General features: G+C 56.0%; 11 protein-coding genes. All 11 read left to right on the forward strand.

Translation table 11 applies throughout. The features are described 5' to 3' along the window. Positions 1-3 precede the first annotated feature (3 nt). The gene (gene mutL / locus FZF21_RS02110; protein ID WP_149121107.1) at positions 4-1,848 is read left to right on the forward strand and encodes a DNA mismatch repair endonuclease MutL; all 1,845 of its coding nucleotides are present in this window, start codon (positions 4-6) and stop codon (positions 1,846-1,848) included. Next, on the forward strand, positions 1,841-2,791 hold the full coding sequence (gene miaA, locus FZF21_RS02115) for a tRNA (adenosine(37)-N6)-dimethylallyltransferase MiaA (protein ID WP_017383956.1): 951 nt from the start codon (positions 1,841-1,843) through the stop codon (positions 2,789-2,791). The genes mutL and miaA overlap by 8 nt, the downstream gene beginning before the upstream one ends. An 85-nt stretch (positions 2,792-2,876) precedes the next feature. Beyond that, entirely contained in the window at positions 2,877-3,188 is a 312-nt protein-coding gene (gene hfq, locus FZF21_RS02120) for an RNA chaperone Hfq (RefSeq protein WP_003855990.1), read from the forward strand. A gap of 74 nt (positions 3,189-3,262) precedes the next feature. After that, positions 3,263-4,543, forward strand: a complete 1,281-nt coding sequence (gene hflX / locus FZF21_RS02125; RefSeq protein WP_003855991.1) for a ribosome rescue GTPase HflX — start codon at positions 3,263-3,265, stop codon at positions 4,541-4,543. A gap of 56 nt (positions 4,544-4,599) precedes the next feature. Continuing rightward, on the forward strand, positions 4,600-5,859 hold the full coding sequence (gene hflK / locus FZF21_RS02130) for an FtsH protease activity modulator HflK (RefSeq protein ID WP_003855992.1): 1,260 nt from the start codon (positions 4,600-4,602) through the stop codon (positions 5,857-5,859). 2 nt (positions 5,860-5,861) lie between these two features. Continuing rightward, positions 5,862-6,866 (forward strand): protease modulator HflC, encoded by a 1,005-nt coding sequence (hflC, locus tag FZF21_RS02135; RefSeq protein WP_003855994.1) that lies wholly within the window; start codon positions 5,862-5,864, stop codon positions 6,864-6,866. Between the two features lie 71 nt (positions 6,867-6,937). Next, a complete protein-coding gene (locus FZF21_RS02140) occupies positions 6,938-7,135 on the forward strand; it encodes a DUF2065 domain-containing protein (RefSeq protein WP_003855996.1) in 198 nt (65 codons plus the stop codon). 103 nt (positions 7,136-7,238) lie between these two features. Continuing rightward, the gene (locus tag FZF21_RS02145) at positions 7,239-8,537 is read left to right on the forward strand and encodes an adenylosuccinate synthase (protein ID WP_003855997.1); all 1,299 of its coding nucleotides are present in this window, start codon (positions 7,239-7,241) and stop codon (positions 8,535-8,537) included. Between the two features lie 192 nt (positions 8,538-8,729). Continuing rightward, positions 8,730-9,155 (forward strand): nitric oxide-sensing transcriptional repressor NsrR, encoded by a 426-nt coding sequence (gene nsrR, locus FZF21_RS02150; RefSeq protein WP_003855998.1) that lies wholly within the window; start codon positions 8,730-8,732, stop codon positions 9,153-9,155. Positions 9,156-9,193: 38 nt separating this feature from the next. Continuing rightward, the gene (rnr, locus tag FZF21_RS02155; RefSeq protein WP_032104769.1) at positions 9,194-11,635 is read left to right on the forward strand and encodes a ribonuclease R; all 2,442 of its coding nucleotides are present in this window, start codon (positions 9,194-9,196) and stop codon (positions 11,633-11,635) included. A 63-nt stretch (positions 11,636-11,698) separates the two neighbouring features. Next, complete coding sequence (rlmB, locus tag FZF21_RS02160; protein ID WP_015572470.1) at positions 11,699-12,430, forward strand: 23S rRNA (guanosine(2251)-2'-O)-methyltransferase RlmB; 732 nt, start codon at positions 11,699-11,701, stop codon at positions 12,428-12,430. Positions 12,431-12,443: the final 13 nt, after the last annotated feature.

Genomic DNA, 12,443 nt, shown 5'->3' on the forward strand with positions numbered 1-12,443 from the left:
TTCATGCCGATTCAGGTTCTACCGCCGCAGCTCGCGAACCAAATCGCCGCCGGTGAGGTGGTGGAACGCCCTGCGTCGGTGGTGAAGGAACTGGTGGAAAACAGCCTCGATGCAGGGGCGACCCGCATTGATATTGATATCGAACGCGGGGGCGCAAAGCTTATCCGCATTCGTGATAACGGCTGTGGCATCAAAAAGGACGAGCTGGCGCTGGCGCTGGCGCGTCATGCCACCAGTAAAATTGCCTCACTTGACGATCTGGAAGCGATTATCAGCCTGGGTTTTCGCGGCGAAGCGCTGGCCAGTATCAGCTCCGTTTCCCGCTTAACGTTGACCTCCCGCACGGCCGACCAGCAGGAAGCCTGGCAGGCCTACGCCGAAGGGCGTGATATGGACGTCACGGTTAAACCTGCGGCGCACCCGGTAGGCACCACGCTTGAAGTGCTGGATCTCTTCTATAACACGCCCGCCCGGCGCAAGTTTATGCGAACCGAGAAGACCGAATTCGGACATATCGACGAGATCATCCGCCGCATCGCGCTGGCGCGCTTTGATGTCACCATCAACCTCAGCCATAACGGTAAGGTGATGCGCCAGTACCGCGCGGTGGCGGAGGGTGGACAAAAGGAGCGTCGGTTGGGCGCCATCTGCGGCACACCGTTTCTGGAAAAAGCGCTGTCCATTGAGTGGCAGCATGGCGATCTGGCCCTGCGCGGCTGGGTTGCCGATCCGAACGCCAGCAGCGCCGCGTTCGCAGAAATCCAGTATTGCTACGTCAACGGCCGCATGATGCGCGACCGCCTGATTAACCACGCTATTCGACAGGCCTGCGAAGATAAGCTCGGCGCCGATCAACAGCCCGCCTTTGTGCTTTATCTGGAGATCGACCCGCACCAGGTTGACGTTAACGTGCACCCCGCCAAGCACGAGGTGCGTTTCCACCAGTCGCGCCTGGTGCATGATTTCATCTACCAGGGCGTTGCCGCTGTATTGCAGCAGCAGGCAGAGCCAGAGTTGCCGCTGGCAAAAGAAGAGCCCGCGCCGCGCCCACTGCCGGAAAACCGCGTGGCGGCCGGGCGTAACCATTTTGCCGAACCGGCGGTCGCGCGCGAGCCGGCTGCTCCACGTTTATCCCCGGCGGGCAACGCGCCGCGACCAACCGGTGCCAACTATCCCAACGCTCAGCCGGGCTACCACAAACAGCAGGGGGCGCTGTGCCGCAAACTGCTGGATACGCCGGCGGTGGAGCATAAAGAGCACATCACGGTTTCAACCCCCTCTCTGGATGGGCATAGCCAGAGTTTTGGTCGGGTATTGACCATTATTGCTCCCGACATGGCGTTGCTTGAACGCGAAGGTAAACTGCTGTTGCTGGCGCTTTCCGTGGCGGAGCGCTGGCTCAAACAGGCGCAGTTAACCCCGGGGGTGAATGCCGCCTGCGCGCAGCCGCTGTTGATCCCCGTTCGCCTGAAAATATCCCCTGAAGAAACAGGGGTTTTGCGGCGCGTGCAGACGCAACTGGCCGAAATGGGGATTGAAATCGTACTGGACGCGCAGCATGTGACAATTCGCGCAGTGCCTTTACCCTTACGCCAACAAAATTTACAAAACTTGATTCCTGAACTGATAGGCTACCTGGCGCAGCAAACGACGTTTGATGCCGCCGATACCGCGCAGTGGATCGCCCGCCATTTGGCCAGCGAGCATGCACCGTGGAGTATGGCGCAGGCGATTACCGTTCTGGCGGAGGTGGAGCGCCTCTGTCCACAGCTGGTGAAAGCGCCTCCAGGTGGTTTGTTACAACCTGTTGATTTACAAACGGCGATGACCGCCCTGAAACATGACTGATGTAAGTAAGGCGAGCCTGCCAAAGGCGATTTTTTTAATGGGGCCAACGGCCTCCGGTAAAACGGCGTTAGCCATTGAGTTACGTAAAGTTTTGCCAGTAGAGTTGATTAGCGTTGATTCAGCCCTCATCTACCGAGGGATGGACATCGGCACGGCGAAGCCCAACGCAGACGAACTGCGTGCGGCACCGCACCGTTTACTGGATATTCTCGACCCGGCACAGGCTTACTCCGCGGCAGATTTTCGCCGCGACGCCTTAGCCGAGATGGCCGAGATTACCGCCGCGGGACGCATACCGCTGTTAGTTGGCGGCACGATGCTCTACTTTAAGGCGCTGCTGGAGGGGTTATCGCCTCTGCCATCGGCCGATCCGGAAGTGAGAGCGAAGATTGAGCGGCAGGCGGCAGAGCAGGGGTGGGACGCTTTGCACAGGCAACTGGAAGAGATTGATCCGGTTGCCGCAGCGCGGATCCACCCAAACGATCCGCAAAGGCTTTCCCGGGCACTGGAAGTTTTTTTCATTTCGGGTAAAACTTTAACGGAACTGACGCAAACGTCAGGAGACGCTCTGCCGTATCAGGTGCATCAGTTCGCCATCGCCCCGGCGAGCCGTGAACTGCTCCATCAACGAATTGAGCAGCGTTTTCATCAGATGTTGGCTTCAGATTTTGAAGCAGAAGTGCGGGCGCTTTTTGCCCGTGGAGATTTGCATACGGACATGCCTTCCATTCGTTGTGTGGGATACCGCCAGATGTGGTCGTATCTTGAAGGTGAGATTTCATACGATGAAATGGTTTATCGAGGTGTTTGCGCCACGAGACAGTTAGCGAAGCGCCAGATCACCTGGTTACGCGGTTGGGAGGGGGTTCACTGGTTAGACAGTGAAAAACCACAACAGGCGTTAAACGAAGTGATTGAGGTTATTGGTGATATCGCTGACTGAATGTGTACAATTAAGCCGTATCGTGCGCAATTTTTCAGAATCGCAAGGTTCTAAGTACAAAACAAGCATATAAGGAAAAGATAGAATGGCTAAGGGGCAATCTTTACAAGATCCGTTCCTGAACGCATTGCGTCGGGAGCGTGTTCCAGTTTCTATTTATTTGGTGAATGGTATTAAGCTGCAAGGTCAGATTGAGTCTTTCGATCAGTTCGTGATCCTGTTGAAAAACACGGTCAGCCAGATGGTCTATAAGCACGCGATTTCTACTGTTGTTCCGTCCCGTCCGGTATCTCATCACAGCAATAACGCTGGCGGCGGCACTGGCAGTAACTACCATCACGGCAGCAACGCGCAGGGTTCTTCAACACCAGCGCAGGACAGCGAAGAAACCGAATAAGGTTTTGGGCTGTTATCCACACGGGGAGCCAGGGATCCTGCGTTCCCCGCTGATCTTTTTAGAGAGGTTTACGCTTGTTTGACCGTTATGACGCCGGTGAGCAGGCGGTGCTGGTACACATCTATTTTTCGCAAGACAAAGATATGGAAGACCTCCAGGAGTTTGAATCTCTGGTCTCTTCCGCCGGTGTCGAAGCAATGCAGGTGATTACCGGTAGCCGTAAAGCGCCGCACCCGAAGTACTTTGTTGGTGAAGGTAAAGCAGTTGAAATTGCGGATGCCGTAAAAGCAACCGGCGCATCCGTTGTGCTGTTTGATCATGCGCTGTCTCCGGCTCAGGAACGTAACCTGGAAGCTCTCTGCGAATGCCGTGTAATCGATCGCACGGGGTTGATCTTAGATATTTTTGCTCAGCGTGCGCGTACCCACGAGGGTAAGTTGCAGGTTGAGCTGGCGCAGTTGCGCCATCTGGCGACGCGTCTGGTGCGTGGCTGGACACACCTTGAAAGACAAAAAGGCGGGATTGGTTTGCGCGGCCCGGGTGAAACCCAGCTCGAAACCGACCGCCGTTTGCTGCGTGGGCGTATAACTCAGATCCTTTCACGTCTGGAACGTGTAGAGAAACAGCGCGAACAGGGGCGTCGGGCGCGAACGAAAGCCGATATCCCAACGGTGTCGCTGGTGGGTTATACCAACGCCGGTAAATCCACCCTGTTTAACCAGATAACCGAGGCCCAGGTGTATGCCGCAGACCAGCTGTTTGCGACCCTGGACCCAACCCTGCGCCGTATTGACGTCGCAGACGTGGGTGAAACGGTGCTGGCGGATACCGTAGGGTTTATCCGCCATCTGCCGCACGATCTGGTCGCGGCGTTTAAAGCGACGTTGCAGGAGACGCGTCAGGCGACCCTGCTGCTGCACGTCATTGATGCGGCGGACGTACGCGTGCAGGAGAACATCGACGCGGTGAACGTGGTGCTCGAAGAGATCGACGCCCACGAAATTCCCACCCTGTTGGTGATGAACAAGATCGATATGCTGGACGATTTCGAACCGCGTATTGACCGAGACGAAGAGAACAAACCGATTCGGGTCTGGCTGTCTGCTCAGGCCGGGATTGGTGTGCCACTGCTTTTCCAGGCTTTGACAGAACGTCTTTCCGGTGAGGTAGCTCAGCACACGCTGCGACTGCCGCCACAGGAAGGCAGGCTGCGCAGCCGGTTTTATCAGCTTCAGGCGATAGAAAAAGAGTGGATGGAGGATGACGGCAGCGTGGGGATGCAGGTGCGTATGCCGATCGTTGACTGGCGTCGCCTCTGTAAACAAGAACCTGCGCTGGCGGACTATATCGTCTGATCAGAAAGGGGAAGCCTGAAAAATTCGCCCTTGCATAACAAATATGGAGCATATACATGGCGTGGAATCAGCCCGGTAATAACGGACAAGACCGCGACCCGTGGGGAAGCAGCAATAATCAAGGCGGCAACTCTGGGGGAAATGGCAACAAAGGTGGTCGCGAGCAGGGGCCGCCGGATCTGGATGATATCTTCCGCAAACTGAGCAAAAAGCTTGGTGGCCTTGGCGGAGGAAAAGGTTCTGGCTCGGGTGGCAATTCCACTCAGAGTCCGCGCCCGCCAATGGGTGGCCGCGTGGTGGGCATTGTCGCCGCTGCGGTGGTAATCATCTGGGCAGCCAGCGGGTTCTACACCATTAAAGAAGCAGAACGCGGCGTGGTCACCCGTTTCGGTAAGTTCAGCCATCTGGTTGAACCGGGCCTGAACTGGAAGCCAACCTTCATTGATGACGTGACCGCGGTTAACGTGGAGTCCGTCCGTGAACTGGCCGCCTCTGGCGTGATGTTGACCTCTGACGAGAACGTGGTGCGCGTTGAGATGAACGTACAGTACCGCGTGACCGATCCGGAACGTTATCTGTTTAGCGTGACCAGCGCCGATGACAGCCTGCGTCAGGCAACCGACAGCGCCCTGCGTGGCGTGATCGGCAAATACACCATGGACCGTATCCTGACCGAAGGTCGTACCGTTATTCGTAGCGATACCCAGCGTGAGCTGGAAGAGACCATCCGTCCGTACAACATGGGTATCACCCTGCTGGACGTCAACTTCCAGGCTGCACGTCCGCCGGAAGAGGTGAAAGCCGCGTTTGACGATGCGATTGCCGCGCGTGAAAACGAACAGCAGTACATCCGTGAAGCGGAAGCGTACACCAACGAAGTTCAGCCGCGTGCAAACGGTCAGGCGCAGCGTATTCTGGAAGAAGCGCGTGCGTATAAGACCCAGACCATCCTGGAAGCACAGGGTGAAGTGGCTCGCTTTGCGAAGATCCTGCCGGAATATAAAGCCGCGCCGGAAATTACCCGTGAGCGTCTCTATATCGAGACCATGGAAAAAGTGCTGAGCCATACGCGTAAAGTGCTGGTTAACGACAACAAAGGCGGAAACCTGATGGTCCTGCCGCTGGATCAGATGCTGAAAGGCGGTTCTGCACCGGCAGCAAAAGACAACAGCGGTGCGAACAACCTGCTGCGTCTGCCACCGGCCTCGTCTGGCAGCGCCAGCGCGAACACAACGCCTTCTTCGAACGATGGTGACATTATGGACCAACGCCGTGCTAACGCGCAGCGTAACGACTACCAGCGTCAGGGGGAATAAGGATGCGTAAGTCAGTTATTGCGATCATCATCATCGTACTGGTCGTGCTCTACACCTCCATCTTTGTGGTGAAAGAGGGCGAGCGTGGGATCAAGTTCCAGTTCAGTAGCGTCGTGCGTGACGGCGACAAGCGTCCGGTGATTTATGAGCCGGGTCTGCACTTCAAGATCCCGTTCATTCAGTCAGTGAAAACGCTCGATGCGCGTATCCAGACCATGGATAACCAGGCCGATCGTTTCGTGACCAAAGAGAAGAAAGACCTGATCGTTGATTCCTATATCAAATGGCGCATCAGCGATTTCAGCCGCTACTTCCTGGCAACCGGGGGTGGCGACGTTTCTCAGGCAGAAGTGCTGCTGAAACGTAAGTTCTCTGACCGTCTGCGTTCTGAAATTGGTCGTCTGGATGTGAAAGACATTGTGACCGACTCCCGTGGTCGTCTGACGCTGGAAGTGCGTGATGCGCTGAACTCCGGCTCTGCGGGCACCGAGGATGAAGTTGAAACCCCGGCGGCAGACGATGCGATTGCCAAAGCGGCTGAACGTGTTCAGGCTGAAACCAACGGTAAAGTGCCGGTGATCAACCCGAACAGTATGGCGGCGCTGGGCATCGAAGTGGTTGATGTGCGCATCAAGCAGATCAACCTGCCAGCGGAAGTGTCCGAGGCGATCTACAACCGTATGCGCGCCGAGCGTGAAGCGGTAGCCCGTCGTCACCGTTCACAGGGTCAGGAAGAAGCGGAAAAACTGCGCGCGGCAGCGGACTATGAAGTAACCAAGACGCTGGCGGAATCTGAGCGCCAGGGTCGTATCCTGCGCGGTGAAGGTGATGCCGAAGCGGCTAAACTGTTTGCTGATGCATTCAGCCAGGATCCAGACTTCTACGCCTTCATCCGTAGCCTTCGCGCTTACGAGAATAGCTTCAAGAGCAACCAGGATGTGATGGTGCTCAGCCCGGACAGCGATTTCTTCCGTTATATGAAGACGCCGACCAACGCAACGCGATAAACTCAGGCTCGTTTGAGTATTCAAACCACCGCTCTTCACGGAGCGGTGGTTTTCTTTTATAAGGATGAAAAATGAACTCCACGATCTGGCTCGCACTGGCCCTGGTTTTGGTGCTGGAAGGCCTCGGCCCGATGCTCTATCCGCGCGCATGGCGCCGGATGATCGCGACAATGAGCCAACTCCCGGACAATATTTTGCGTCGTTTTGGCGGTGGTCTTGTGGTTGCCGGTATCGTTATCTACTACATGTTGAGGAAAACGATTGGCTGATCAAAAACTAACCGCAATTGGCATATTTTAGGGTCAAAAAGTGCTGTATATCTGAAAAAGCGATGGTAGAATCCATTTTTAAGCAAACGGTGATTTTGAAAAAATGGGTAACAACGTCGTCGTACTGGGCACCCAATGGGGTGACGAAGGTAAAGGGAAGATTGTTGATCTTCTGACTGAACGGGCTAAATATGTTGTACGCTACCAGGGCGGTCACAACGCAGGCCATACTCTCGTAATCAACGGTGAAAAAACCGTCCTCCATCTTATTCCATCAGGCATTCTTCGCGAAAACGTCACCAGCATCATCGGTAACGGCGTTGTGCTGTCTCCCGCTGCGCTGATGAAAGAGATGAAAGGTCTGGAAGACCGTGGTATCCCTGTTCGTGAGCGTCTGCTGCTCTCCGAAGCCTGCCCGCTGATCCTGGATTATCATGTGGCACTGGACGTGGCGCGTGAAAAAGCGCGTGGCGCGAAAGCGATTGGCACCACCGGTCGTGGTATCGGCCCGGCTTACGAAGATAAAGTGGCTCGTCGCGGTCTGCGCGTGGGTGACCTCTTCGACAAAGCGACCTTCGCTGAAAAACTGAAAGAAGTGATGGAATATCACAACTTCCAGCTGGTGAACTTCTACAAAGCCGAAGCCGTTGACTACCAGAAAGTGCTGGATGACGTCATGGCGATTGCTGATATTCTGACCGGTATGGTTGTTGATGTGTCCGATCTGCTGGACCAGGCGCGCAAGCGTGGCGATTTCGTCATGTTTGAAGGTGCGCAGGGTACGCTGCTGGACATCGACCACGGTACCTATCCGTACGTAACGTCCTCTAACACCACCGCGGGTGGCGTGGCAACCGGCTCCGGTCTGGGCCCGCGTTATGTCGATTACGTTCTGGGCATCATCAAAGCGTACTCCACTCGCGTGGGTGCAGGTCCATTCCCGACCGAACTGTTTGATGAGACCGGCGAGTTCCTCTGCAAGCAGGGTAACGAGTTTGGCGCGACCACCGGTCGTCGTCGTCGTACCGGCTGGCTGGACGCCGTTGCCGTACGTCGCGCAGTGCAGATCAACTCCCTGTCTGGCTTCTGCCTGACCAAGCTGGACGTACTGGACGGCCTGAAAGAAGTAAAAATCTGCGTAGGCTACCGTATGCCTGATGGCCGCGAAGTGACCACCACTCCGCTGGCTGCTGACGACTGGGAAGGCATTGAGCCAATTTACGAAACCATGCCGGGCTGGTCTGAGACCACATTTGGTGTGAAAGAGCGTAGTGGCCTGCCAAAAGCCGCGCTGGACTACATCAAGCGCATTGAAGAACTGACCGAAGTGCCGATCGATATTATTTCTACCGGCCCGGATCGTACTGAAACGATGATCCTGCGCGACCCGTTCGACGCATAATCTTCGTGACTGCTGGCCTGCGGGGAAACCCGTAGGCCGGATAAGCGCAGCGCCATCCGGCGACCGCTCCTGGATCTCCGCTTTTTCGCCCCGTCTGTCAAATAAATTAGCCGCTAACTATCTGGCTGGTTTATCATCATTAATGAATATCTCTGCGGTTTGACCGCGTTTTCCCTTTTTCCTGAGGTTGATGTGCAGTTAACAAGTTTCACCGATTACGGCTTACGCGCGCTGATTTACATGGCGTCGTTACCCGATGGGAAGATGACCAGCATCTCTGAAGTCACAGAGGTGTACGGTGTGTCCCGTAATCATATGGTCAAAATAATCAATCAACTTAGTCGTGCCGGATACGTTGCTGCCGTCCGCGGGAAGAATGGAGGGATCCGTCTCGGTAAACCGGCGCAGAGTATCCGTATTGGCGATGTGGTACGTGAACTGGAGCCGCTCTCTCTGGTGAACTGTAGCAGCGCGTTCTGCCACATTACGCCCGCTTGCCGCCTGAAACAGGCGCTTTCAAAGGCCGTGCAAAGTTTTCTCAAGGAACTGGATAACTACACGCTGGCCGATTTGGTTGAAGAGAATCAACCGCTTTATAAATTATTGCTGGTGGAATGAAGAAAATTTCCACCGGAGCTGACAACGGAGGAACCGACATGTCACAAGATCCTTTCCAGGAACGCGAAGCCGAAAAATACGCGAATCCTATCCCCAGCCGCGAGTTCATCATTGAACACTTAACAAAACGCGAAAAACCCGCCAATCGTGAAGAACTTGCCGTTGAACTGAACATTGAAGGTGAAGAGCAAATTGAAGCCCTTCGCCGCCGCCTGCGCGCCATGGAACGTGACGGGCAACTTGTCTTTACTCGTCGCCAGTGCTACGCGCTGCCAGAACGCCTCGACCTGCTGAAAGGCACCGTTATTGGTCATCGCGATGGCTTCGGCTTCCTGCGCGTGGAAGGCCGTAAAGACGACCTGTACCTCTCATCCGAACAGATGAAGATGTGTATTCACGGCGACCAGATCCTGGCGCAGCCGCTGGGTGCAGACCGTAAAGGCCGCCGCGAAGCGCGCGTGGTCCGCGTGCTGGTGCCGAAAACCAGCCAGATTGTAGGCCGTTACTTTACCGATGCGGGCGTAGGCTTTGTGGTGCCGGACGACAGCCGTCTGAGCTTCGACATTCTCATCCCGCCTGAAGAGGTGATGGGCGCACGCATGGGCTTTGTGGTGGTGGTGGAACTCACCCAGCGCCCAACCCGTCGCACCAAAGCGGTGGGTAAAATCGTCGAAGTGCTGGGCGATAACATGGGCACCGGCATGGCCGTCGATATGGCGCTGCGTACCCATGAAATTCCGTATGTCTGGCCGAAAGCGGTTGAAGATCAGATTGAAAACCTGCGTGAAGAAGTGCCGGAAGAGTCCAAAGCAGGCCGCGTGGATCTGCGCGATCTGCCGCTGGTCACCATTGATGGTGAAGACGCCCGTGACTTCGATGATGCCGTATATTGCGAGAAAAAACGCGGTGGCGGCTGGCGTCTGTGGGTGGCTATCGCGGATGTGAGCTATTACGTGCGTCCGCACACGCCGCTGGATAACGAAGCGCGCAGCCGCGGTACGTCGGTCTACTTCCCGTCGCAGGTTGTACCGATGCTGCCAGAAGTGCTCTCCAACGGCCTGTGTTCCCTCAACCCGCAGGTGGACCGCCTGTGTATGGTCTGCGAAATGACCATCTCCAGCAAGGGACGTCTGACGGGCTATAAGTTCTACGAAGCGGTGATGAGTTCTCATGCGCGCCTGACCTATACCAAGGTCTGGCATATGTTGCAGGGCGATCAGGATCTTCGCGAACAGTACGCGCCGCTGGTCAAACACATCGAAGAGCTGCACAACCTCTACAAAACGCTGGATCAGGCGCGCGAAGAGCGCGGTGGGATCTCGTTTGAGAGTGAAGAGGCGAAGTTTATCTTTAACGCTGAGCGTCGTATCGAGCGTATCGAACAGACTCAGCGTAACGATGCGCACAAGCTGATTGAAGAGTGTATGATCCTGGCGAACATCTCGGCGGCACGTTTCGTTGAGAAAGCCAAAGAGCCTGCGCTGTTCCGTATTCACGACAAGCCAACCACGGAGGCCGTAACCTCGTTCCGCTCCGTGCTGGCTGAACTCGGTCTGGAGCTGCCTGGCGGGAATAAGCCTGAGCCACGCGATTACGCCGAGCTGCTGGAATCCATCAGCGATCGTCCTGACGCGGAAATGCTGCAAACCATGCTGCTGCGCTCCATGAAGCAGGCGATTTACGATCCTGAAAACCGGGGCCACTTTGGTCTGGCGTTACAGTCTTACGCGCACTTTACCTCGCCGATCCGCCGTTATCCGGATCTGTCCCTGCACCGTGCGATCAAGTATCTGCTGGCGCACGAGCAGGGTCATAAAGGCAACACGACCGAAACCGGAGGGTATCACTACTCCATGGAAGAGATGCTGCAACTGGGCCAGCATTGTTCCATGACCGAGCGTCGTGCGGATGAAGCGACGCGCGACGTGGCGGACTGGCTGAAGTGTGACTTTATGCTGGATCAGGTGGGTAACGTCTTTAAAGGCGTGATTGCCAGCGTCACCGGCTTTGGCTTCTTCGTGCGTCTGGATGAGCTGTTTATCGACGGTCTGGTGCACGTTTCCAGCCTCGATAACGATTACTACCGCTTCGACCAGGTCGGACAACGTCTGATCGGCGAATCCGGCGGCCAGACCTACCGTCTGGGCGATCGGGTGGAAGTGAAGGTTGAAGCCGTGAATATGGACGACCGTAAAATCGACTTCAGCCTCATCTCCAGCGAGCGTGCTCCGCGTAACGTCGGCAAAACCGAGCGTGAGAAAGCGAAAAAAGGCGGTAACGGTAAAGCGGGCGGTAAGCGACGTCAGGCAGGTAAAAGAGTAAACTTTGAGCCAGACAGTGCTTTCCGTGGCGAGAAGAAACAGAAGCCCAAGGCGGCGAAAAAAGACGCTCGTAAAGCGAAAAAACCGTCGACCAAGACCCAAAAAATAGCGGCCGCGACCAAAGCGAAGCGCGCGGCGAAGAAACAGCAGGCGGAGTAATTTCCCCTCACCCTGACCCTCTCCCCAACGGGAGAGGGAAAATATTTATTACGAGAACCATCAATGAGTGAAATGATTTACGGCATCCACGCGGTGCAGGCCCTGCTGGAGCGCGCGCCGGAGCGTTTTCAGGAAGTTTTTATTCTGAAAGGGCGTGAAGACAAACGTCTGATGCCGCTGATCCACGCGCTGGAAGCGCAGGGCGTAGTGATCCAGCTGGCGAACCGCCAGTATCTGGATGAAAAAAGCGAAGGTGCTGTACACCAGGGCATTATCGCGCGCGTGAAGCCAGGCCGTCAGTATCAGGAGAACGATCTGCCGGATCTGATCGCCGGGCTGGAGAACCCGTTCTTCCTGATCCTCGATGGCGTAACCGACCCACATAACCTGGGCGCGTGCCTGCGTAGCGCCGATGCAGCAGGCGTGCATGCGGTGATTGTGCCAAAAGATCGCTCCGCGCAGCTTAACGCTACCGCTAAAAAAGTCGCCTGCGGCGCGGCGGAAAACGTCCCGTTAATCCGCGTGACTAACCTGGCGCGCACCATGCGTCTGTTGCAGGAAGAAAATATCTGGATCGTAGGAACAGCCGGTGAAGCGGATCACACCCTGTACCAGAGCAAAATGACCGGCCGTATGGCGCTGGTGATGGGAGCGGAAGGCGAAGGTATGCGTCGTCTGACGCGCGAGCACTGCGATGAGCTGATCAGCATCCCAATGGCGGGCAGCGTATCGTCCCTGAACGTTTCTGTTGCGACGGGTATCTGCCTGTTTGAAGCGGTGCGTCAGCGCGGGTAGCCTGTTGTGCCGG

Source organism: Enterobacter sp. LU1 (assembly GCF_008271405.2).
Classification (GTDB): Bacteria; Pseudomonadota; Gammaproteobacteria; order Enterobacterales; family Enterobacteriaceae; genus Enterobacter; species Enterobacter hormaechei_C.

Bases quoted from the DNA above. Each gene is read 5' to 3' on its own strand.
- mutL (WP_149121107.1), top strand. From the start codon at position 4: ATGCCGATTCAGGTTCTACCGCCGCAGCTCGCGAACCAAATCGCCGCC.
- miaA (WP_017383956.1), top strand. From the start codon at position 1,841: ATGACTGATGTAAGTAAGGCGAGCCTGCCAAAGGCGATTTTTTTAATG.
- hfq (WP_003855990.1), top strand. From the start codon at position 2,877: ATGGCTAAGGGGCAATCTTTACAAGATCCGTTCCTGAACGCATTGCGT.
- hflK (WP_003855992.1), top strand. From the start codon at position 4,600: ATGGCGTGGAATCAGCCCGGTAATAACGGACAAGACCGCGACCCGTGG.
- hflC (WP_003855994.1), top strand. From the start codon at position 5,862: ATGCGTAAGTCAGTTATTGCGATCATCATCATCGTACTGGTCGTGCTC.
- FZF21_RS02140 (WP_003855996.1), top strand. From the start codon at position 6,938: ATGAACTCCACGATCTGGCTCGCACTGGCCCTGGTTTTGGTGCTGGAA.
- FZF21_RS02145 (WP_003855997.1), top strand. From the start codon at position 7,239: ATGGGTAACAACGTCGTCGTACTGGGCACCCAATGGGGTGACGAAGGT.
- rnr (WP_032104769.1), top strand. From the start codon at position 9,194: ATGTCACAAGATCCTTTCCAGGAACGCGAAGCCGAAAAATACGCGAAT.
- rlmB (WP_015572470.1), top strand. From the start codon at position 11,699: ATGAGTGAAATGATTTACGGCATCCACGCGGTGCAGGCCCTGCTGGAG.